Raw genomic sequence first — 21,465 nt, 5'->3', positions numbered from 1 at the left:
TGCCACCCCGCCCCGGACCGGCCCGCGGCCGGCCCGGGTCCGGTCAACCCCCGTCCGCCGTCAGCCGCTCGCGGATCCGCTCCGTCACCTCGTCCGGCACCCCGAGCCCCTCCCGCACGTACTTCTCCATCGAGCCGTGCCGCACCGCCACCTCGTCGAGCGCCGCGTCCAGGTACTCCGGGAGCACCCCGATCAGTTCGAGCGCCAGCTCCGGGTCGCCGCCCTGGGCCGTGAACCCCTCGATCATCGGCGCGAACGCCTGCCGCACCGCCGGATTGACCGACAGGTACTCCTCCCGCACCGTCCCCTCGTCCGCCCCGAGCAGCGACAGGACGACCGTCGCCGCCCACCCCGTCCTGTCCTTGCCCGCCGTGCAGTGGAAGAGCAGCGGCCCGGCGTCCGGCGCGCCCAGTTCGGCGAGGAGGACGGCGTAGGAGGCGCGGGCGGAGTCGGCGGAGACGAAGGCCCGGTAGGTGCGGGCGAAGGCCTCCCGCATCCGGCCCCCGCCGAGGTGCTCCTCGGCCAGGGCCGGCTGCGACAGCAGCGTCTTCAGGTGCGCGGCCGGCGGCAGCCCGCTGGTGGCCAGCCAGTCGGCGAGCACGTCCGCGACGAGCAGCCGCGCACCGGCCGGCGGCCGGTCGGGCCGCTCCTCGCGCTCGCCGTCCGTGCGGAGGTCCACGACGGTGCGGACGCCCAGGCCCGCCACGGCGGGATCGTCCGGGTCGAGCCGGTCGAGCTGCGCGGACCGGAACACGAGCCCCGGGCGGACCGTCCGCCCGCCGGGGAGCGGCAGCCCCCCGAGGTCGCGGAGGTTGGCGACGGAGACGGCGGGAATGGCGGCCATGGCGTCGGCTCCTCCGGTTCGTACCTCTTCATGACTCTTCGCACCTCTTCGCCCCCTTCCTGCCGACCGTAAGCGATCGCGCCGGGAGGGGCAGGTCCTGGCGGCCCCTCGGGTCACCGGCCCCGCCCGGCCGCGCCGGGGAACTGTTTGAATGCTCCGGTGATCGAGATTCCGATGGCCCTGGCGGCGGGCGCGCTGGTGACCTGGCTGTTCCGGCGCAAGGTGCGGCAGCGCGCGGAGGACGCCGGGCGGGGCGACGAGATCGCGGTCCCCTGCATGCTGCGGCACCCCGCCCGCGAGGGCCGGTGGCTGCGGGGGCGGATGCGGGTGGGCCCCGCCGGGATGACCTGGGACCCGGGCAGCAGGGCCGGGGCGGCGGTGTCGCTCCCGGCGGAGCTGCGGCGGACCGGCCTGCGCGCCCCCTCGCTGCGCGAGGCGATGACCATCAACGGCGCCTCCAGGATCGTCGAGTGCGCCTCCCCGGAGGGCACCGTCCTCATCGCCGTCATGCCGTACGAGGTGGAGCACGTCCTCAAGGCGCTGGACGGGGCGGGGGAGGAGTAGCGCGGGAGCGGGCACCGCTCCCGGCAGGCACCCGCCCCGAAGGCCGCCGCCCGAGCACGGGCGCCCCGTCAGGGGCGGCGCCCCCGGGCACGCCCGCCCCGGCGCCCCCTCACCTCCCGGCGAGCGCCGCCAGCACCTCCGCCTCGCGCTCCGGGGAGAGGCCGACTCCCGGGCGGTCCGGCCGCTGGGGCGCGACCCCGCCGAGGGACTCCAGCCACGCCCAGGTGTCCGCGACCGTCTCCGCCACGGGCCGGCAGCGCAGCCCGGCCGCGAGCGCGCGGGAGACGTCGGCGGTGTGCATCGCGTCGTACGTCTCGCCCGGCGGCAGCCACACGGGCAGCTCCGACCACGGCTCCGCCCCCGCCGCGACCAGCTCCTCCGGCGCGGTCCAGCGCAGCTCGGCGCCCGAACCGGTGGCCCGGACGCAGGCGTCCAGGAACTCGCCCATGGTGGTGTGCCCGGGCGGCGAGACGAGGTTGTACGGCCCCGAGAGCCCGGCCTCCACCGCGTCCAGCGTCCACGCGGCCAGGTCGCGCACGTCCACGTACTGGATCGGCGCCTTCTCCGGCCCGGGGGCCAGGACCGGGCCGCCGCGCGCGATCCGGTTCAGCCACCAGGGGAGCCGGCCCACGTTCTCGTACGGGCCGAGGACCAGGCCCGCGCGGACGAACAGCGTCCGGTCGGCGCCGAAGGCGGCCCCGGCGGCCAGCTCCCCGCCCCGCTTGGCCTCCGCGTACGGCACGTCCCCGTCGTCCGGCGAACCCTCCACCAGCGGCCCGTCCTCCGCGAGCCCGGCCGCCGGGGGCCAGGCGTACACGGAACGGCTCGACACGTACGCGTAGCGCCCGACCCGGTCCGCGAGCAGCCCGGCCGCGTCCCGCACCGCCGAGGGGGCCGCCGACCAGGTGTCCACGACCGCGTCCCAGGACCCCCCGGCCAGGGCGGCGAGACCGTCCGCACCGGCGGTGCGGTCGCCCGTGAGGGACCGGGCCCCCTTCGGGGCGGCGTGCCGGCCCCGGTGGAAGACCGTCACCTCCCAGCCCCGTTCGAGCGCGTCCTCGACGACCGCGCGGCCCACGAACTCCGTACCTCCGAGCATCAGCAGTTTCATGATCAGAGCCTGCCCGGCCGCCCGGTCGGGGGGCCAGCGGTTCCGCTCCCGGAGGATTCCGCCGGGGGCGGAAACGGAAGGCGGACGAGGGAGGGCGCGGGAGGACGAGGGGGGTCTGTTCGGCCAGATGGCGGGATGACACCATGGCGGACGATGACGGATGCCCGGTCGCCCCTGCGCGCCCTGCGAGCCGCGCTGTTCGCGGTGGTGTGCGTGGCTTTGGCGGCCGTGGGGCATTCGTCCATGTCTGCGCACCGGCTTCCGGCCACCGCCCTCCTCGGCGCCTTCGTCGTGACGGCCGCCCTCGCCTGGGCCGCGGCCGGCCGCCGCCGGGGCACGCCCGCGATCGCGGGCGCGCTGCTCGCCCTCCAAGGAGCGCTCCACGCCCTCTTCTCGGCGACGGGCGCCCACGGAGGACACGCGGCCCGCCCGGCGCTCCCGGACGGACCCGCCGTCACGGCCCACCACCACGCGACGCACGGCGTGCACGACGCGGCCGCCCCCGTGACGGGGATGGAGGGGACGGTCTCCGCCCTGGACCCGGCCGTCGCGCAGACCGTGGACTCCGCCACGGCCTCCGGCCCCGGCATGCTCGCCGTCCACCTCCTCGCCGCGCTCCTCTGCGGCCTCTGGCTGGCCCGCGGCGAGGCCGCGCTCTTCGCGCTCGCCCGCGCCGCCCTCGCGTACGCCTTCACCCCGCTGCGGCTGATGTTCGCGCGCGTCCACGTCCCCGACGCCCCGCGCGGCCCGGTCCGCAGGGCCCGGCGGAACGCCCACCGCCCGCACACCGTCGTCCTCGCCCACACCCTGTCCCGGCGCGGTCCGCCCCGACCGTCCGCACCCCGCGCCACGGCCCTCGGAGCACACGTCTGACCCGGGGGCCGCTCCCCCTGCCTGCACCGAGAACCAGGACGGTCACCCATGACGATCGACGATCCCGCACGCCCGGAAACCCCCGAGGCGCCACCGTCGGACCCCACTCCGCCCACGCCCCACAAGCCCACCACCTGGAGCGCCCTCCGCCCCCTCCTCCTCCGCGTCCACTTCTACGCGGGCGTCCTCGTCGCCCCGTTCCTCCTCGTCGCCGCCCTCAGCGGCCTGCTCTACGCGCTCTCCTTCCAGGCCGAGAAGGTGGTCTACGCGCACGAGCTGGAGGTCCCCGTCGGCGACACGGCCCTGCCGCTCTCCCGCCAGGTCGACCTCGCCCGCGAGGCCAACCCGGACGGCACCGTCACCGCCGTCTGGCCCGGCGCCGAACCCGGCGCGACCACCTGGGTCCTGATGGCCGACCCCGACGCCCCCGAGGGCACCTCGCTCGCCGTCTTCGTCGACCCGTACACCGGGGACGTCCGCGGACAGCTCCCCAGCTACGGCGGCTCCGGCGCCCTGCCGCTGCGCACCTGGATCGACGGCCTCCACCGCGACCTGCACCTCGGCGAGTTCGGCCGCAACTACAGCGAGCTCGCCGCGAGCTGGCTGTGGGTGATAGCGCTCGGCGGCCTGCTGCTCTGGCTCGGCCGGCGCCGGAAGAGCCGCCGCGCCCTGTTCGTGCCGGAGGGCGGCCCGGCCTCCCGCCGCCGCACCCTCTCCTGGCACGGTTCGGTCGGCCTGTGGGCGGCGGCCGGCCTCGTCCTGCTCTCGGCGACGGGCCTGACCTGGTCGCGGTACGCGGGCGAGAACATCGGCACCGTCCAGGACGGCCTGGGCGGCGCGACCCCCGTGCTCACCGCGACGGTCGGCGGCGCGTCCACCGGCCACGAGGGGCACGAGGGTCACGGCGGCGGCCACTCCGGCACCGCCGAACCCGCCGCCCAGGGGCCGGACATGGGCCTGGACCGGGCCGTCGAGGCGGCCCGCGCGGCGGGCGTCGACAGCCCGCGGATCTCGGTGGTCCTGCCCGCCGACGGCAAGGGGTACGTGGTCAAGGAGACCGACACGCAGTTCCCGCTCGAACTCGACTCGGTCGCCCTCGACCCGGCCGACGGCACGGTCCTCGACCGGCTCGCCTTCGCGGACTACCCGCTGCTCGCGAAGCTCACCCGGATCGGCATCGACGCGCACACGGGCGTCTTCCTGGGCCTGTTCAACCAGCTGCTGCTGGCGGCCCTCGCCCTCGCGCTCGTCCTGCTGATCCTCTGGGGCTACCGGATGTGGTGGCTGCGCCGCCCGGGCCGCCCGGCGGCGCGCGGGGCCTGGCGGAAGGTCCCGGTCACCCTGCTGCTGCCGCTCGCGGCCACCACGGCGCTCGTCGCCTGGTTCGTCCCGCTGCTCGGGATCAGCCTGCTGCTGTTCCTGGCCGTCGACCTCGCCCTCGCCCTGGCCGCGAAGGTCAGGACGAGGGCGGAGGAGAACCGGACGGCCTGACCGGACGGAGCGTCCCGGCCGGGCCGAACGGCCCGGTCAGGGCGTGTACTTGTAGCCGACCCGCCGCACGGTCTGGATCGTGTGGCGGTGCTCGGCGCCCAGCTTGCGGCGCAGCCGCGCCACGTGGACGTCGACCGTGCGCCCGTCGCCGACGTGCCCGTACCCCCACACCGTGGTGACCAACTGGTCGCGGGTGTGCACCCGGTGAGGGTGCGCCACCAGATGGGCGAGGAGCTCGAACTCCAGGTACGTCAGGTCCAGCTGCTCCCCGTCCACGACGGCGACCCGCTGCACGTCGTCGATGGTCACCGGCCCCCGCTCCTCGGCCGCGACGGGCGCGGTCACGGGGGAGGGGACGGCCACGGGCAGGTGCTGCTGCTGGTCGGCCGGGACGAGCACGAGGTACCCGATCATCGGCGGACGGCCCGGCAGCGCGGGCAGCGTGTGCTGCGGCGCGGGCAGCAGGGTGGCACCGGGCGGCAGGAAGTCCGCCACCTGGGAGAAGTCGACGACCTCGTTCGGATCGACGGCACGCAGTCGGTGCCGGCCGGGACGGACGGCCGTGAGGGAGGCGCTCTGGGTGTGGGCCATGGCAGGTCAGCTCTTTCGCGCGGAGAAACGGACGGACAGGCGTCGTACGTCGTGCGCGTCGGCCGAAGGCCGGGGATCGGACAGGGCCGATCGGGGCTTTAGAGGGCCGACGCGTTCCTCGCGCGGCAACACACCCGGTCGAAGTCGTGATGCTGCCGAGAAGGCCAGAACGGCTCGAGGTCGTGACGACCCGTCGCGGTGTCGTTCTGCAGGATGGCCATAACCCTATTGAACCAGAAGGGAAACACCGGGACGACCCCCGGAGCGGTCAAAACCTGTGTCGCGCATCCCACATGACGGAAGGGGCGCCCACCGTACGAAACGGTGGGCGCCCCTCCGGAAGTCGCCCGGGGGCCTTCCGGTCAGACCTGGCCGGCCTTCGCCAGGGCCTCGCAGCAGGTGTCCACCAGGAGGCGGGTCACCACGTACGGGTCCACGTTGGCGTTCGGGCGGCGGTCCTCGATGTAGCCCTTGCGGTCCTGCTCGACCTGCCACGGGATGCGGACCGAGGCGCCGCGGTCCGAGACGCCGTAGGAGTACTTGTCCCACGGGGCGGTCTCGTGCAGGCCCGTCAGGCGGTCGTCGATGCCGGCGCCGTAGTTCTTGACGTGGTCGAGCGGCTTCGAGCCCTCGCCGAGGGACTCGGCGGCGGTGATGATCGCGTCGTAGCCCTCGCGCATCGCCTTCGTGGAGAAGTTGGTGTGCGCGCCCGCGCCGTTCCAGTCGCCCTTCACCGGCTTCGGGTCCAGCGTCGCCGAGATGTCGAAGTCCTCGGCCGTGCGGTACAGCAGCCAGCGGGCGATCCACAGCTGGTCGGAGACCTCGAGGGGGGCCAGCGGGCCGACCTGGAACTCCCACTGGCCGGGCATGACCTCGGCGTTGATGCCGGAGATGCCGAGACCGGCCGCCAGGCAGTTCTCCAGGTGCGCCTCGACGACGTCGCGGCCGAAGATCTCGTCCGCGCCGACGCCGCAGTAGTAACCGCCCTGCGCGGCCGGGAAGCCGGCCTCGGGGAAGCCCAGCGGGCGCGAGCCCTTGAAGAAGGTGTACTCCTGCTCGATGCCGAAGATCGGCTCCTGCGCGGCGTACGTCGCGGCGACCTCGGCGAGCGCGGCGCGCGTGTTGGACGAGTGCGGCGTCATGTCCGTGTTGAGGACCTCGCACAGGACCAGGACGTCGTCGCCGCCGCGGATCGGGTCCGGGCAGACGAAGACCGGCTTGAGGACGCGGTCCGAGGCGTGGCCCTCGGCCTGGTTCGTGCTGGAACCGTCGAAGCCCCAGATCGGCAGCTCGTCGAGCGTCGCGCCCCCGCCCACGACGATCTTCGTCTTGGAACGAAGCTTCGCGGTCGGCTCGGTGCCGTCGATCCAGATGTACTCAGCCTTGAAGGTCACGGGGCTCATCCTTAGGGCGCGTGGCGTGCTGCTGGGGTTTCCCCCGGCGCCCGGAGGCGGCGGGAGGGGCTGCCCGCGGCGGCTCGCGGCGCTGCGAGAAGCTGCGGTCTCCGTACGGACCGGCCGGGGCCGGACCGTACGGTTGCTTTCGGACCGCAGCTTCGCAACACGGGATTTCCCGTCGGTTGCCCGTTTGTGAACCCCGTGTTACTCAGCCTTCCCGGCCCTCCCGCACCTTCCGTGCGACCACGTGGGCGTCCAGCAGCCCGCCGAGCCCCGCCGCCCCGATCCGCCGCACCAGCTCCGGATACGTGGTGCCCAGGGCCTCCGCGGTCCGCCCGAGGTGCCAGTCGTGGTCCGCCAGGCGGTGCAGCAGGTACCCCTTCCTGACCTGCTTGTCCGAGAGCCGGAAGGTCTTCAGATAGGCCGTCCGCCCCCGGTGGTCGGTGATCAGCTCCCCGATGTGCTGCTCCCGCCCGTCCCGCCGGAACGGCGGCAGGAACCGGTACAGGTCGAACGTCCCCGCCCGGTACACCCGCTCGAAGGAGTACGGCGTCTCCAGGAGGTCCCGCGCCATCAGCCCGTCGTGCGCCGCCGCCCAGGCCCGCTCCTGCCCCAGGGCCGCCGCCCGCAGGTCCGCGAGCGTGCGGATCCCGCCGGCGCCGTCCCGGATCCGCGCCGTGAACTCCGGCACCGGGGCGCCGTAGTGCGCGTACTGGTGGACGAGCTCCCCGTACAGGTCCTCGACCAGCGTCGGGTGCAGGACCCGGTAGTCCTCCGGGTGCGGCACCACGAAGGCCGCGGCCAGCGCGTCGGCCACGTACAGGAGCGTCCCGCACTGCCCCGGGTGCAGCTCGAACACCCGCAGCGCCTCCCCGAGCCCCGGCACGCCCCACCCGGCGTACGCGGCCTCGGCCCGCGGCGAGAGCCCGCGCCGCACCGCCTCCCGCGACCAGTCGTCCCAGACCACGGACGGCCCGCCGAAGTGCAGCGCGAGATAGCCCTCCAGGGCGAGGTGCAGCGGCAGGAACCGCAGCCGCCGCTCGCCCCGCCGGCGCTTGGCCGGGCGGTGGACGCGGCGCACCGGCACGCACGGCGGCGGCTCCTCGGTGCGGTCGCCGAGCAGCGTCCCGTACGCGGCGGACTCGCCGTCCTGCCGGGCGCCGGACCAGTCGGCGACGAAGCCGTGCGGGACGTACGAGGTGTACGCCGTCCGGCCGCCGAGCTCCACCGAGGCCGTCCCGAACCCCTCGTACACCTCCCGGCGCAGCCGCAGTCCGGCCACCGGCTCGGACCGCACGAGCGGCACGAGCCGCACCCCGCCCCACACCTGCGCGGGCCGCACGTCGAGCCCGCCCAGATCGATCCGGGTCACCCTCCGGCCCCCTTCAGAAACGTTTCCACCCGCCGGTCCAGATAGGCCCGCAGCTCCCCGAATCCCGTCCGGCCCTCCGCGAACTGCGCGATCTCCACCAGGGCCGCCAGGTCCTCCGCGTCCCGGACGCCGGCGGTCGGCACCCCGGGCGCGAGCCGGCGCACGTCGAAGCCCTCGGCGTCGTATACGGGGTTGAGGTGCACGACGCTCGTCCGCCGCTCCGGATCGAGCCGCGTCCGCCACACCCGGAGGACCTCGCCCGCGAGCCCCGGCGGGGCGTTGTCCCAGCCGTCCGAGACGATCACCAGCCGCTCGGGACCGGTCTCCAGGGCGTCCAGGACCCGCAGGCCGAGCGGGGTCGGCCCGTACGGCCGGACGAGCAGCGGATCGTCCCCGCCGGAGGTCCACAGCGGGGCGTACGCGCCCGGCGCCGCGAGGGCCTCCAGGAGGAAGTGGCAGCCCAGGGCCACGGCCAGCGGACGGCGCCGCTTCACCGCCGAACCGGAGGACGAGAAGCTGTCGTCGAGCACGGCCGCCACCCGCCCCCAGCTCCCCGCGTGCGGTCCGGCCGCGCGCCGGGCGGCGGCCCGCAGCGCCCCGGTCAGCTCGCCCCGCCGGGCGACCCGCTCGGCGAAGGGCAGCGAGAGCACGTACACCGCGAGCCGGGTCAGCGGCAGGGCGGACAGGTCCCGCGCGGCCCCCGCCGCGCGCTCGGTCCTGAGCCGTTCGAACCGGGTCATCCGGGGCGCGATCCGCTCCAGGAACAGCGCGCGGGGCACGCCGTGCTTCGCGGCGAACCCCTCGGCGACGGTGAACGGCAGCTCGTACAGCGCGCCCTGCTCGTGGTGCGCCCTGCGGTACGCGTCGAGCAGCGGGCTCCCGTACCGGACGCGGCGGCGGGGCGCGAAGAGGAAGTCGCCCGTCTCCGGGTCGGCCGCCGGCCCGTGGACGTGCCGGAGGGCGGTCTTCAGGCCGGGCCGGTACTTCACGGCGTCGAGCGCCGGGTCGGGCCGGGCCGCGATCCACTCGCGCACGATCGCGCGCGTGCGCCGGTTGTTGACCCCGGCGGCGCGCAGCGTCCGGAACAGCCGGTAGACCCGCTGCGGCGGCAGCAGGGCGAGCCGGGCGGCGATCAGCCGCCCCTCGCCCGGCCCGGCCTCCGCCGGGGTGCGCAGCAGGTGCTCGACGACGAGGGCCGCGTTGTGGTCGTTGATGTCGAGCGCGAGCGCGGCGGCGTACACGGGACGGTAGTTGACCCGTACGTACGCGTGGAGGAAGGCGAGCGAGAGCCGCTGCTCGCCGGCGGAGGAGCGGAACTCGCCCTGCCCGGTGGCGGTGACGGCGGCGTTGACGAAGAGGAGCACGTCCTCGGCGGCGACGAGCTCGGACACGGACCTTCCCTCTCCCTCGGGCGCCGGCCGGGGAATGAGGGCGCGAACAGCGAAGACGTTGCTTCAGAGGCAGGTTCCGGAAGTCGCGCCGGAGTCCCGCGGCCGGCGGGGAAACGCTAACCCGGGAGGGGGGAGGGGAGCCAGGGGGTTTCGGGGCCGCACCCCGTCACCACCGCCCGGTGGGGCCACCCGGCAGACTGTGACCATGGCGAAGCAGCTCGGGGCGAGGCCCCGCATCGGACTCCTCGGCACCGGCCCCTGGGCCGGGCACACGCACGCGCCCGCACTCGCCGGGCACCCGGACGTCGAGTTCAGCGGGGTGTGGGGCAGGCGCCCGGAGGCGGCGGAGGCGCTGGCCGCCGCGTCGGGCACGCGCGCGTACGAGGACGTGGACGCCCTCTTCGCGGCGAGCGACGCGGTGGCCCTCGCCCTCCCGCCGGACGTGCAGGCCCCGCTGGCGGTGCGGGCCGCGGCCGCCGGCTGCCACGTCCTCCTGGACAAGCCGGTCGCCACGACGGTGGCCGGGGCCCGCGAGGTGGCGGAGGCGGTCGAGGCGGCGGGCGTCGCCTCGGTGGTCTTCTGCACCCTCCGGTTCGCGGAGCCGACGGCCTCCTGGATCGAGGAGCGGGCGGCGGCGGACGGCTGGTTCCTGGGCGAGGCGCACTGGCTGGGCTCGCTCTACGGCTCCGGCTCCACCAGCGAGTACGCGGCCTCGCCCTGGCGGCGCGAGAAGGGCGGCCTGTGGGACGTGGGCCCGCACGTCCTCTCGGTCTACCTGCCGGTCCTGGGGGACGTCACGGAGATCACGGCCGCGCCGGGCCCGGGCGACACCCACCACCTCGTCCTGCGCCACGCGTCGGGGGCGAGCAGCACGGCGACGCTCACCCTGAGCGCCCCGCCGGAGGCGGCGGAGGCGGCCCTCACCCTCTTCGGCACGGAGGGCCGCGCCGAGATGCCCCGCTGGAACGGCGCGGTGGACGCCTTCGGGGCGGCCGTGGACGCCCTGGTCGCGTCGGCCCGCACGGGCACGCCCCACCCCTGCGACGCCCGCTTCGGCCTGCGCCTCACGGAGATCCTGACGGAGGCGGAGCGACTGACGGCGAGGCACTGAGGCTTCGGGACCGGCCCCGGGGCTTCTGCTCCTCAGCGGCGGGTACAGACGGGCCCCGGGCCCCCTCAGCGGCGGGACAACGCGTCCCGCACGGCCTCCTCGGACCGCCCCACGACGGCGGTGCCGTCCTCGGCGGTGATGATGGGCCGCTGGATGAGCTTCGGGTGCGCGGCGAGGGCCTCGATCCACCGGTCGCGGCCCTCCGCGTCCCGGGGCCACTCCTTCACCCCGAGCTCCTTGGCCTCGGCCTCCTGGGTCCGGGCGACGTCCCACGGTTCGAGCCCGAGCCGCCCGAGCACCTCCCGGATCTCGTCGGCCGAGGGCACGTCCTCCAGGTAGCGCCGGACGGTGTACTCGGCCCCTTCGGCGTCGAGGAGCGCGAGGGCGCCGCGGCACTTGGAACAGGCGGGATTGATCCAGATCTCCATGGCGCACACGGTACCCCCGCGACCTCCCTCCGTGAGCCCCTCCGTGCCCCCGAAAACCGGTCCTGGCCAGGGACGATTGTCAGTGGGGGCCGGTAAAATAATGGGTGAAGGTGAGGGTCCCGAGGAGGGCCCGCACCCCGCCGTTCGCCAGGAGGTAGCCCATGGCTCTCGCCGTGATCCGGACGCCGTCCCTCGAACCCTGGAAGCCGCTCCAGAAGCAGCCGCTCCCCGCGGGCCGGCCCCGCGAGTGGTACGTCACGCACAACCGGCGCCTGAAGGCCATGCGCCTCGCGATCGCCCTCCTCGACGCCGGCGTCTACGTCCCGTCGAAGGCCACGAACGCGACCATACGCACCACGGCCGAGCAGCTCGGCGTCCACCCGCCCTCGGACACCACCTGCCGCATGGTCCGCGCCCTGATCCGCTACGGGCGCTGACGGGGCCGCGAGCACGCCGAAGGCCGCCGCCCGGAACCTTCCGGGCGGCGGCCTTCACTGCTGAAGCTCCGGCTTAGAGGTCGAAGTACAGCTCGAACTCGTGCGGGTGCGGGCGCAGCTGGATCGGCGCGATCTCGTTCGTGCGCTTGTAGTCGATCCAGGTCTCGATCAGGTCCGAGGTGAAGACGCCGCCGGCCTGGAGGTACTCGTTGTCCTCCTCCAGGGCGGAGAGGACGGCCTCCAGGTTGGTCGGGACCTGCGGGACGTTGGCGTGCTCCTCCGGAGCCAGCTCGTACAGGTCCTTGTCGATCGGCTCCAGCGGCTCGATCTTGTTCTTGATGCCGTCGAGGCCCGCGAGGAGCAGCGCCGAGAAGGCGAGGTACGGGTTCGAGGACGGGTCCGGCGCGCGGAACTCGACGCGCTTGGCCTTCGGGTTCGCGCCCGTGATCGGGATGCGCATGGCGGCGGAGCGGTTGCGCTGCGAGTACACCATGTTGACCGGGGCCTCGAAGCCCGGGACCAGGCGGTGGTAGGAGTTCACCGTCGGGTTGGTGAAGGCGAGCAGCGACGGGGCGTGCTTGAGGATGCCGCCGATGTAGTAGCGGGCGGTGTCCGAGAGGCCCGCGTAGCCCGTCTCGTCGTAGAACAGCGGGTCGCCGTTGGCCCACAGCGACTGGTGGACGTGCATGCCCGAGCCGTTGTCGCCGAAGATCGGCTTCGGCATGAAGGTCGCGGTCTTGCCGTTGCGCCAGGCGACGTTCTTCACGATGTACTTGAAGAGCATCAGGTCGTCGGCCGCGGCGAGCAGCGTGTTGAACTTGTAGTTGATCTCGGCCTGGCCGGCGGTGCCGACCTCGTGGTGCTGGCGCTCGACCTGGAGGCCGACGTTCTCCAGCTCCAGGGAGATCTCGGAGCGCAGGTCGGCGAAGTGGTCGACCGGCGGGGCCGGGAAGTAGCCGCCCTTGTAGCGGACCTTGTAGCCGCGGTTGTTCTCCACCGCACCGGTGTTCCAGGCGCCGGCCTCGGAGTCGATGTGGTAGAAGCCCTGGTTCGCCGAGGTCTCGAAGCGCACCGAGTCGAAGACGTAGAACTCGGCCTCGGGGCCGAAGAAGGCGGTGTCGGCGATGCCGGTGGAGGCGAGGTAGGCCTCGGCCTTCTTCGCGATGTTCCGGGGGTCGCGGCTGTACTGCTCGCCCGTGATCGGGTCATGGATGAAGAAGTTGATGTTCAGCGTCTTGTCACGGCGGAAGGGGTCCACACGGGCCGTCGACAGGTCCGCGCGCAGCGCCATGTCGGACTCGTGGATCGCCTGGAAGCCGCGGATCGACGAGCCGTCGAAGGCGAGCTCCTCCGACGGGTCGAAGGCCGAGGCGGGGATCGTGAAGTGCTGCATCACACCCGGAAGGTCGCAGAACCGGACGTCGACCATCTTGACGTCGTTGTCCTTGATGAACTTCTGGGCCTCTTCGGCGTTCTGGAACCCGTTCGTCTGGGACATCCCACTCCTCCTACTCCCGGCCCGGGGAGGGGCGGGGTTTGCAGCTCGGTCGTGCGGCCAGTGCGGTGGCACACGCTGGACCCGACCATAGGCAGACGGGATTTCTCAAGCATGACCCAATTGTTTCGTCGAAGTTAACCGGGGTGGGTGCCGGTCGTGCTCCGGGCGTGGGTCCGTTCCCGCCGCCAGGGGGTCCTCGGACCTCCACCCGCTACCCGGGCCGAAGAGATCGAAAACGGGCACAGTACCGTGGTCGGGTGGACAACAGGCAAGCAATCGGATCTTGGCTCTCCGGCCCCCGCGCGGCGGCCGAGGACGCAGGCGTCGACTTCGGCTACCGAGGTCAGCAGCTCGGGCTGCCCGAGGAGGGACCCGGCTCGATCGCCCGCCCCGGGCGGCGCCTCGGCGCCCTCGCCGTCGACTGGGCCCTCTGCATGCTGATCGCATACGGCCTGGTCACCGACGGCTACAACCAGGCCACCGGCAACTGGGCCCTCGTCATCCTGCTCGTCCTGAGCGTCCTGACGGTCGGCACCGTCGGCTCCACGCCGGGCAAGCGGCTCTTCGGCCTGCGGGTGGTCTCCGTGCGCGGCGGCCGTCTCGGCCTCCTCCGCGTGGTGCTCCGCTCCGTCCTCGTCTGCCTGGCGATCCCGGCCCTGATCTGGGACCGCGACGGCCGCGGCCTCCACGACCGCCTCTCCGGCGCCGTCCAGGTCCGCATCTGACGCCCCGGGTACGCGAGAGGGGCTCCGGACCGCACGGTCCGGAGCCCCTCTCACGTGTTCGGTCGGGCGCGTCAGCGCATCTTTCCGCCGCGCGGCATCCGCATGCCCTTCGGCATCGGACCCTTCGGCAGCGGCATGTTGCTCATCAGGTCGCCCATCGCCCGCAGCCGGTCGTTGGCGGCGGTCACCTGCGGTCCGGAGAGCACCCGGGGCAGCTTCAGCATGGTCGTGCGGACCTTCTTCAGCGGCACCTGGCCCTCGCCGTCGCCGACGATGATGTCGTGCACGGGCACGTCCACCACGACGCGGTTCATGCGCCTCTTCTCGGCCGCGAGGAGCGCCTTGACCCGGTTCGGGTTGCCCTCGGCGACCAGGACGATGCCCGCCCGGCCGACCGCGCGGTGCACGACGTCCTGGTTGCGGTTCATCGCGACCGCGGGGGTCGTCGTCCAGCCGCGCCCGACGTTCTGCAGCACCGCCGCCGCCGCGCCCGGCTGGCCCTCCATCTGCCCGAAGGCCGCTGTCTCGGCGCGCCGTCCGAAGACGACGGCCGCCGCCAGGAGGCCCAGGACGAAGCCCAGGATGCCCAGGTAGACCGGATGACCGATGAGGAAGCCGATCGCGAGGAGGACACCGAGTACGCCGATGCCCACGCCCGCGACGACGAGACCGACCTTCGGGTCGGCCTTCCGGGTCATCTTGTACGTGAGGGCGATCTGCTTCAGTCGCCCGGGGTTGGCAGCGTCAGCGCTGCTCGTGTTTGCCTTCCTCGCCATGTCCTGAAGTTTACGTGGCCCGGGAAGCGCGGCCCGACGCGACCTCCATCACGCGCTGGGCCTCGACCCGGTCCTTGGCGCGGCGCCGGTCCTCCAGGACGGAGTTCCAGGCGTTGCGCCGGGCGGTGCGCTGGCCCGAGCCCAGGAGCAGCGACTCCACGGCCCTCAGTGCGTCGGTGACGGACGGGATCGCGGTGACGCGGACATGCGTCGATGCGGCCGGCATGGCGGGGTCCTCCCTCGATGGCGGGTGAGACGAGGCGGGGGTGTGAGCGGGCGGTGGCGGTGGGTGAAACCAGGCTCACAGATCGGTGTTACCAGGACGTGACCCGACGGTCAAACACTGATGAAACGTCGGTGCGGCCGGTCGGCCCAGTGCGGAAACGTCGGTGCGGCCCGTACGGCCCCGCTGAGCTGCGGGGTCGTGCGGACCGCACCGGATCCGGCCACTACCGGCCGGTAACTACTTGTGCTCGGATTCACACGGGGATCGGCGCACCGGCTCACGCGCTCTGCGTGGCCGCCCGCTTCTCCCTCGCCTGCTGGTACAGACGCCCCGCGCGGTACGACGAACGGACCAGCGGGCCCGACATCACGCCGGAGAAGCCGATCTCGTCGGCCTCCTCCTTCAGCTCCACGAACTCCTGCGGCTTCACCCAGCGCTCCACCGGGTGGTGGCGGACCGAGGGGCGCAGGTACTGCGTGATCGTGATGAGCTCGCAGCCCGCGTCGTGCAGCTGCTGGAGCGCCTCGCTGATCTCCTCGCGGGTCTCGCCCATGCCGAGGATCAGGTTCGACTTCGTGACCAGACCGTAGTCACGCGCCCGCGTGATGACGTCCAGGGAGCGCTCGTACCGGAAGCCGGGGCGGATGCGCTTGAAGATGCGCGGCACCGTCTCCACGTTGTGCGCGAAGACCTCGGGGCGGGAGTCGAAGACCTGCTCCAGGAGCTCCGGCACCGCGTTGAAGTCGGGGGCGAGCAGCTCGACCTTCGTACGGCCGGCCTCGCGGCCCGCCGTCTGCTGGTGGATCTGGCGCACGGTCTCGGCGTACAGCCAGGCGCCGCCGTCCTCCAGGTCGTCGCGCGCGACGCCGGTGATCGTGGCGTAGTTCAGGTCCATCGTGACGACCGACTCGCCCACGCGGCGCGGCTCGTCGCGGTCGAGGGCCTCGGGCTTGCCCGTGTCGATCTGGCAGAAGTCGCAGCGCCGGGTGCACTGGTCGCCGCCGATGAGGAAGGTCGCCTCGCGGTCCTCCCAGCACTCGAAGATGTTGGGACAGCCCGCCTCCTGGCAGACCGTGTGCAGGCCCTCGCTCTTCACGAGGCCCTGCATCTTCGTGTACTCGGGCCCCATCTTCGCCCGTGTCTTGATCCACTCGGGCTTGCGCTCGATGGGGGTCTGGGCGTTCCGGACCTCCAGGCGCAGCATCTTGCGTCCGTCGGGTGCGACTGCGGACACATCGGCTCCTGTAGCTTCGATTCTTCGGCGTACACCAGGGTACGCCCGTGGCTTCCATGCCTGCCTACGTCCGGCCAACCTCTGGCCATCGCCCCGCATTCCTGGGGCCGTGTGGACGCGGCGGCCCGGGGTCAGGCGGACGCGGGCTCCACGGCCCGCGGCTTGAGCTCCGCGTGCTCCAGGACCTCCCGCAGGTGCTTCTCCACGACCGGGAGCACCTCCCGGACCGTGACGTCCCGGCCCAGCTCGTTGGCGAACGAGGTGACGCCCGCGTCGCGGATGCCGCACGGGATGATCCGGTCGAACCAGGCGTTGTCCGGGTTCACGTTGAGCGAGAAGCCGTGCATCGTGACGCCCTTGGCGACCCGGATGCCGATCGCCGCCAGCTTCCGGTCCTCGCGGCGCTGGCCGGCGTTGGAGGGCGCGTACTCCGGCCCGTTCAGGCGCGGGTCGAACTCCTCGTCGGTCAGGCGCGGGTCGAAGTCGAGGGAGAGCCCGCCGAGCGACGGCCGGTGCTCGACCGGGTCCCCGAGGATCCACACCCCGCTGCGGCCCTCGATCCGCGTCGTCTCCAGGCCGAATTCGGCGGCCGTGCGGATCAGGGCCTCCTCCAGACGGCGCACGTGCGCGACGACGTCCACCGGGCGGGGCAGCTTCATGATCGGATAGCCGACCAGCTGGCCGGGCCCGTGCCAGGTGATCTTCCCGCCGCGGTCCACGTCCACCACCGGCGTCCCGTCCAGGGGGCGCTCGCTCTCCGCCGTGCGCCGGCCGGCCGTGTAGACCGGCGGGTGCTCCAGGAGCAGACAGGTGTCCTCGATCTCGTCGGCGAACCGCGCGGCGTGCACCTCGCGCTGCTTGTCCCAGGCCACCTGGTAGTCGACGGCCTCGTCGCCGAAGCCGAGACGGACGAATCGCAGCTCACTCACGGCCTTGCCTCCTCCTGCGCCGGGATTCCGGGGACCGGGGATCATCCCGGGCCGGCTCGGCACCATGCGTCATTCGCGCCCATGCCACTGTACGGCGGCGCCGGGGCCGCCCCTCCGGCGGGCGGACGGGTGCGGACGCGGGCGCCCACGTCAGCGATGCCGCCAATCCTCACACGATCGGATGAATGTGGGGCGAAGGTGGCGGTACGGACCGTGGGGGCCGCTAAATTCACGCCGTTCCAGGAGGGTCCGAAGGGGTGCCGCCCGGGCCCGGAAAACAGGAGACCGCACAGCTCATGACGGAACGACCCCCGCAGCGCATCCCGAACAGCCGGCTCGCCGCGCTCATCGCCGAAGCAGGGTTCTCCCACGCGGGCCTCGCCAGACGGGTGGACCAGCTGGGCCTGGAACACGGCCTCGACCTGCGGTACGACAAGACCTCCGTGACCCGCTGGCTCCGCGGCCAGCAGCCGCGCGGCACCACCCCCGCCCTCATCGCCGAGGTCTTCACCCGCCGCCTGGGCCGCCGGCTCTCCGCCCAGGACCTCGGCCTCGACGCCTGCGCGCCCGTCTACGCGGGCCTGGAGTTCGCCGCCACCCCCGAGGAGGCCGTCGACATCGTCAGCGGCCTGTGGCGCAAGGACTCCGGCAGCCACGCCGAACTCCGCAAGATCGCCTTCACCCCGGCGGGCCTGGTCGTCCCCAGCCGGGACTGGCTGATCGGCCGCGCCGACGAACGGGTGGCGCGCGGCGAACCCGTCCCCTCCCGCGCCTCCGCCGGAACGCCCCCGCACGACCCCCGGGTCCCGGCCCAGGGCCGCTTCTCCGTGCCCCGCCAGCGCGGCACGGACCGGGGGCCCGGACAGCGGGTCTCCAGCGGCGACATCGCCGCCCTCCGCTCGGTCGCCGAGCTCTTCCGCACCCTCGACCACGCCTACGGCGGCGGCCACGCCCGCCAGGCCCTCGTCCGCTACCTGGAGCACGAGGCCGAGCCGATGCTGCGCGGCACGTACGGCGAGTCCACCGGCCGCCGCCTCTTCGCCGCCGTCGCCGACCTCACCCGGCTCGCGGGCTGGACCTCGTACGACATCGCCGCCCACGGCCTCGCCCAGCGCTACTTCGTCCAGGCGCTGCGCCTCGCGCAGGCCGCCGGGGACCGGGCGTACGGCTCGTACGTGCTCCTCACCATGAGCTGCCAGGCCGTCTACCTCGGCCACGGACGGGAGGCCGTGCAGCTCGCCCGGGTCGCCCAGCAGGGCGTCGGGCCCGCCGCGCCGCCCGTCGTCCAGGCGATGCTGCACGCGGTCGAGGCGCGCGGCCACGCCGTCCTGGGGGAGGCACGGGTGTGCAGCGCCTCCCTCGTGCGGGCCGAACGGGCCCTGGAGGCGGCCCGGCCCGGCGACGAGGTGCCGTACTGGGCCCGGACCTTCGACGAGGCGCAGCTCGCCGACGAGCTCGGGCACTGCCACCGCGACCTCCAGCAGTACCGGACCGCCGCCCAGCATGCCGAGCGCTCCCTCCAGCTCCGCGCCCCCGGCTTCGCCCGCAGCCGCCTCTTCTGCCGGGTCGTCCTCGCCACCTCCCGGCTCGCCCTCGGCGAACTGGAGCAGGCCTGCGCGCTCGGCGCCGAGGCCGCCAGGGAGGCCTCCGAGATGCGCTCGGCCCGCGCCGCCGAGTACGTGCGCGACTTCGAACGCCGCCTGGAGCCCTACCGCGACGCGGCCCCGGCCCGCACCTACCGCGACCGGGTGGCGGCGATCGGCTGATCCGGGGCCCGTCGGGCGGATCGGGGCGCGTACTCGGCTCCGATCCGCCGTCAGCCGTCAGCCGTCAGCCGTCAGCCGTCAGCCGTCAGCCGTCAGCCGTCAGCCGTCAGCTGTCAGCCGTCCGCTGTCAGTCGTCAGCCGTCCGCCCGACAGGCCTTAGGCGGCCTCCGTCGCCAGGGGCTCCGCCGGGAGGCGTACGCCCAGGTCCGTCAGGAGGGCGTCGGCCGCGCGGTGGCCCGAGGTGAGGGCGCCCCGGGAGGTGCTCGTGGCGCGGTGGTCGCCGCAGACGTAGAGGCCCGCGAGCAGCCGGACCGAGCGGTGCCCGTCGTGCGGGGGCGGCATCGCCGGGACCGCGTCCGGGGTGTGCCGGAGCGCCAGCAGCTCCCACTCGTCGGTCGACGTGCCGTACAGCGTGGCGAGGTGCTTGCGGACCCGCCGCTCCGTGTCGTCCGGCGGCGTCCCGAGCACCGTCGAGGTGATCAGGGTCCGGCCCGCCGGGACGCGGCCCGGGTCGACCGCGCTCATCACGGCCGTGTGGGCCACCGGCCCGCCCGGGTCCGACTCCAGGAGCAGCACCGGGTCGCCGGCGGGCGCGACCGGGGCCGTGTGGTGCAGGACCGTGACGGGGTGGAACGCGGGCGTCCGCAGCCCCGGAAGGAGCGCCGCCGCCGTGCGCGCCCCCGTGGCCAGGACCACCGAGCGGCAGCGGAACACCCCGTGCTCCGCCGTCGTGACCCGGGAGACGGACGCCTCCGTGACCCGTACGCCGGTACGGACCGTGCCCGGCGGCAGCCCGGCTGCGAGCAGCTCCGGGAGCGCCGCCGCACCGCCCTCCGGCACCGCGAGCCGCCCCCGGGCGAAGCCGCGCAGCGCCAGGTCCGCCCGCCGGCTCGACGTGCCGAGGTCCGGGTCGGCCAGGAGCGCCGCGAGCAGCGGCCGCAGCACCCCCTGGACGGTCCGGGCGGGCAGCCGCGCGTTCAGGGCCTCGCGCGCGGTCCGCTCGGGCCGGGCGAGGATCCGCTGCGTCGGGGTCGCGGCGAGCCGCACGAGGGACGCGCCGAGCCGCGCCTGGTCGAGCGAGGCCGCCGGATGCCGGGGGGCGCTCGCGAGGGCGCGCGCCACGCTGAACGCTCCCCCCACGCTCCGGCCGCCCGTCGCCCGGGGCGCTCCGGCCGTCCGGCGCGGGTGCGGGGCGCCCCACCGCGCGTACCGGCCGTCGCTGTGCACGAGGACCCCCGGGGCGAAGGGGCGCAGCGCGAGGCCGCCGAGCCCCGGCAGGGTCCGCAGCTCCTCGTGCGACAGGGTGAGCGGTCCGCCCACCCGGTCGAGCAGGAAGCCGTCGACGGACGCGGTCGCCATCCGGCCCCCGATCCACGGCTCCGCCTCCAGGACGGCGACGGAGAGTCCGGCGCGGGTCAGCCGGTGGGCGGCCGCGAGACCCGCCGCCCCGGCCCCCACGACCACGACGTCGACGCTCCCGCCGGTGTCCTCCGTGGTGACTGTGCTGATGGTGTTTTCCGTGCTGCTGACGGTGTTGTCTGCGCTGCTGAGCACGTGCCCCTCCCCAGGTCGGCGCGGCCGGTGGGAGGCCTATGCCCCCAACGGGCCTCCGGAATGCCGGAGTTCACGGTCCGCGTCGAGCCTAGGCAGCGCTCCCACGGGTGCCAGGAGCGCGCACCGGGGTGCGCGCGGCACGGGGGAGCACGGAGGGGGCCGGTGGGAGGGCCCGGGGGGCCCGGGGAGGGGCGCGTCAGCGGGCGGCGGCCCGGATCGCGTCGTCGATCGTCGGGAACGCGAAGTCGAAGCCGCTCTCCAACAGGCGCCCCGGCAGCACCCGCTGACTGCCCAGCACGTCCTGCGCGAAGTCCCCGAGCACGATCCGCAGGGCCGGCGCCGGGACCGTGAAGAGGGCCGGCCGGCCCAGCACCCGGCCCATCGCCGCCGTCACCTCGCGGTTGGTGACCGGGTCGGGAGCGGTCAGGTTCACCGGCCCCGACAGGGAGGCCGTGTCGACCAGGTGGCGCAGGGCGGCCACCTCGTCGTGCAGGGAGATGAAGGACCAGTACTGGCGGCCGTCGCCCATCCGCCCGCCGAGCCCCGCGCGGAAGACCGGGAAGAGCCGCCCCCACGCCCCGCCCTCACGGGCCACCACCAGGCCGGTGCGGGCATAGGCGACCCGGATGCCGGCCTCCTCGGCGGGGGCCGCCGCGGCCTCCCACTCCACGCAGACCGAGGGCAGGAAGCCCGTCCCCGCCGGGGCGCCCTCGTCGACCGCGCGGCTGCCGGTGTCCCCGTACCAGCCGAGCGCCGTGCCGCACACCAGCACCTCCGGCGGCTCCGCGAGCGAGGCGAGCGCCTGCGCGATCGCCGTCGTGCCGAGCACCCGGCTGTCCCGGATCTCCTTCTTGTACGCCTCGGTCCAGCGGCGCTCGCCGACCCCGGCGCCCGCCAGGTGCACGACGGCGTCCACGCCGACGAGCCCGGCGGCGTCCACGTACAGCCGCGCGGGATCCCACTCGACCTCGTCGGCGGTACGGGCCGCGCGGCGGACGAGACGGAGGACGTCGTGGCCGTCGGCGCGCAGGGAGCGGACCAGGGCCGAGCCGATGAGACCGGAGGCGCCGGTGACGGCGACGCGCTTGCGGGAGGCGGAACGCTGCATGGGGCCATCCTGCCCCCTTCCGGCCGGGACATGGCACAG

At 74.3% G+C, this 21,465-nt stretch carries 21 protein-coding genes; 7 read left to right on the top strand and 14 right to left on the bottom strand.

Going from position 1 to position 21,465, the window contains the following annotated elements; translation table 11 throughout:
• Positions 1–43 precede the first annotated feature (43 nt).
• A complete protein-coding gene (locus ACWGSR_RS19695; RefSeq protein WP_376235831.1) occupies positions 44–844 on the bottom strand; it encodes a tyrosine-protein phosphatase in 801 nt (266 codons plus the stop codon).
• A gap of 159 nt (positions 845–1,003) precedes the next feature.
• On the opposite strand from ACWGSR_RS19695, the gene ACWGSR_RS19690 reads away from it, so the two are divergent.
• Positions 1,004–1,408: a hypothetical protein gene (locus ACWGSR_RS19690; RefSeq protein ID WP_453567780.1), complete on the top strand. Its 405-nt coding sequence runs from the start codon at positions 1,004–1,006 to the stop codon at positions 1,406–1,408.
• Positions 1,409–1,517: 109 nt separating this feature from the next.
• On the opposite strand, the gene ACWGSR_RS19685 is transcribed toward ACWGSR_RS19690, so the two are convergent.
• Positions 1,518–2,519, bottom strand: a complete 1,002-nt coding sequence (locus ACWGSR_RS19685; RefSeq protein WP_453567778.1) for an NAD-dependent epimerase/dehydratase family protein — start codon at positions 2,517–2,519, stop codon at positions 1,518–1,520.
• Between the two features lie 243 nt (positions 2,520–2,762).
• Between ACWGSR_RS19685 and ACWGSR_RS19680 the strand changes: the two genes are divergently transcribed.
• Entirely contained in the window at positions 2,763–3,392 is a 630-nt protein-coding gene (locus ACWGSR_RS19680; protein WP_453567776.1) for a hypothetical protein, read from the top strand.
• A gap of 48 nt (positions 3,393–3,440) precedes the next feature.
• Positions 3,441–4,883, top strand: a complete 1,443-nt coding sequence (locus ACWGSR_RS19675; RefSeq protein WP_453567774.1) for a PepSY-associated TM helix domain-containing protein — start codon at positions 3,441–3,443, stop codon at positions 4,881–4,883.
• 36 nt (positions 4,884–4,919) lie between these two features.
• On the opposite strand, the gene ACWGSR_RS19670 is transcribed toward ACWGSR_RS19675, so the two are convergent.
• From ACWGSR_RS19670 to ACWGSR_RS19655, 4 genes are all read right to left on the bottom strand, one after another.
• A complete protein-coding gene (locus ACWGSR_RS19670; protein WP_376235821.1) occupies positions 4,920–5,474 on the bottom strand; it encodes a winged helix-turn-helix domain-containing protein in 555 nt (184 codons plus the stop codon).
• Positions 5,475–5,836: 362 nt separating this feature from the next.
• Positions 5,837–6,868, bottom strand: a complete 1,032-nt coding sequence (glnII, locus tag ACWGSR_RS19665) for a glutamine synthetase (RefSeq protein ID WP_376235819.1) — start codon at positions 6,866–6,868, stop codon at positions 5,837–5,839.
• A gap of 211 nt (positions 6,869–7,079) precedes the next feature.
• Positions 7,080–8,243, bottom strand: coding sequence for an ARPP-2 domain-containing protein (locus ACWGSR_RS19660; protein WP_376235817.1), 1,164 nt, complete (start codon positions 8,241–8,243; stop codon positions 7,080–7,082).
• Complete coding sequence (locus ACWGSR_RS19655) at positions 8,240–9,634, bottom strand: hypothetical protein (protein ID WP_453567772.1); 1,395 nt, start codon at positions 9,632–9,634, stop codon at positions 8,240–8,242. The genes ACWGSR_RS19660 and ACWGSR_RS19655 overlap by 4 nt, the downstream gene beginning before the upstream one ends.
• Before the next feature lie 205 nt (positions 9,635–9,839).
• Here ACWGSR_RS19655 and ACWGSR_RS19650 point away from each other — a divergent pair, with 205 nt between their 5' ends.
• Positions 9,840–10,745, top strand: a complete 906-nt coding sequence (locus ACWGSR_RS19650; RefSeq protein ID WP_453567769.1) for a Gfo/Idh/MocA family protein — start codon at positions 9,840–9,842, stop codon at positions 10,743–10,745.
• Between the two features lie 65 nt (positions 10,746–10,810).
• Here the strand turns inward: ACWGSR_RS19650 and ACWGSR_RS19645 are convergent, their stop codons facing one another.
• Positions 10,811–11,173 (bottom strand): arsenate reductase family protein, encoded by a 363-nt coding sequence (locus tag ACWGSR_RS19645; protein WP_376235809.1) that lies wholly within the window; start codon positions 11,171–11,173, stop codon positions 10,811–10,813.
• A 161-nt stretch (positions 11,174–11,334) separates the two neighbouring features.
• On the opposite strand from ACWGSR_RS19645, the gene ACWGSR_RS19640 reads away from it, so the two are divergent.
• Positions 11,335–11,610 carry a hypothetical protein gene (locus ACWGSR_RS19640; protein ID WP_376235807.1) on the top strand — a complete coding sequence of 92 codons (276 nt, stop codon included), beginning with the start codon at positions 11,335–11,337 and terminating at the stop codon, positions 11,608–11,610.
• A gap of 73 nt (positions 11,611–11,683) precedes the next feature.
• Here ACWGSR_RS19640 and glnA read toward each other — a convergent pair whose 3' ends face one another.
• The gene (gene glnA / locus ACWGSR_RS19635) at positions 11,684–13,108 is read right to left on the bottom strand and encodes a type I glutamate--ammonia ligase (protein WP_366375409.1); all 1,425 of its coding nucleotides are present in this window, start codon (positions 13,106–13,108) and stop codon (positions 11,684–11,686) included.
• Between the two features lie 257 nt (positions 13,109–13,365).
• Here glnA and ACWGSR_RS19630 point away from each other — a divergent pair, with 257 nt between their 5' ends.
• A complete protein-coding gene (locus ACWGSR_RS19630; RefSeq protein ID WP_376235804.1) occupies positions 13,366–13,833 on the top strand; it encodes an RDD family protein in 468 nt (155 codons plus the stop codon).
• Between the two features lie 71 nt (positions 13,834–13,904).
• Here ACWGSR_RS19630 and ACWGSR_RS19625 read toward each other — a convergent pair whose 3' ends face one another.
• The 4 genes from ACWGSR_RS19625 to lipB form a co-directional block, all read right to left on the bottom strand.
• Positions 13,905–14,609, bottom strand: a complete 705-nt coding sequence (locus ACWGSR_RS19625) for a DUF4191 domain-containing protein (RefSeq protein ID WP_376246250.1) — start codon at positions 14,607–14,609, stop codon at positions 13,905–13,907.
• Positions 14,610–14,619: 10 nt separating this feature from the next.
• Complete coding sequence (locus tag ACWGSR_RS19620) at positions 14,620–14,835, bottom strand: SCO2195 family GlnR-regulated protein (protein WP_062756304.1); 216 nt, start codon at positions 14,833–14,835, stop codon at positions 14,620–14,622.
• Positions 14,836–15,112: 277 nt separating this feature from the next.
• Positions 15,113–16,069, bottom strand: a complete 957-nt coding sequence (gene lipA, locus ACWGSR_RS19615) for a lipoyl synthase (protein ID WP_376246254.1) — start codon at positions 16,067–16,069, stop codon at positions 15,113–15,115.
• A gap of 131 nt (positions 16,070–16,200) precedes the next feature.
• Positions 16,201–16,998 (bottom strand): lipoyl(octanoyl) transferase LipB, encoded by a 798-nt coding sequence (lipB, locus tag ACWGSR_RS19610; RefSeq protein WP_376246257.1) that lies wholly within the window; start codon positions 16,996–16,998, stop codon positions 16,201–16,203.
• A 296-nt stretch (positions 16,999–17,294) separates the two neighbouring features.
• Here lipB and ACWGSR_RS19605 point away from each other — a divergent pair, with 296 nt between their 5' ends.
• Positions 17,295–18,764, top strand: coding sequence for a regulator (locus ACWGSR_RS19605; RefSeq protein ID WP_453567765.1), 1,470 nt, complete (start codon positions 17,295–17,297; stop codon positions 18,762–18,764).
• A gap of 156 nt (positions 18,765–18,920) precedes the next feature.
• On the opposite strand, the gene ACWGSR_RS19600 is transcribed toward ACWGSR_RS19605, so the two are convergent.
• Together ACWGSR_RS19600 and ACWGSR_RS19595 are read right to left on the bottom strand one after the other, a co-directional pair.
• The gene (locus ACWGSR_RS19600; RefSeq protein ID WP_453567864.1) at positions 18,921–20,273 is read right to left on the bottom strand and encodes an FAD-dependent oxidoreductase; all 1,353 of its coding nucleotides are present in this window, start codon (positions 20,271–20,273) and stop codon (positions 18,921–18,923) included.
• Positions 20,274–20,514: 241 nt separating this feature from the next.
• The gene (locus ACWGSR_RS19595; RefSeq protein ID WP_376246263.1) at positions 20,515–21,426 is read right to left on the bottom strand and encodes a TIGR01777 family oxidoreductase; all 912 of its coding nucleotides are present in this window, start codon (positions 21,424–21,426) and stop codon (positions 20,515–20,517) included.
• Positions 21,427–21,465 lie beyond the last annotated feature (39 nt).

It is taken from the genome of Streptomyces sp. NPDC055632 (assembly GCF_053618675.1).
Note: the sequence above shows the minus strand (reverse complement) of the source record. Positions and strands in the feature narration are given on the sequence as shown.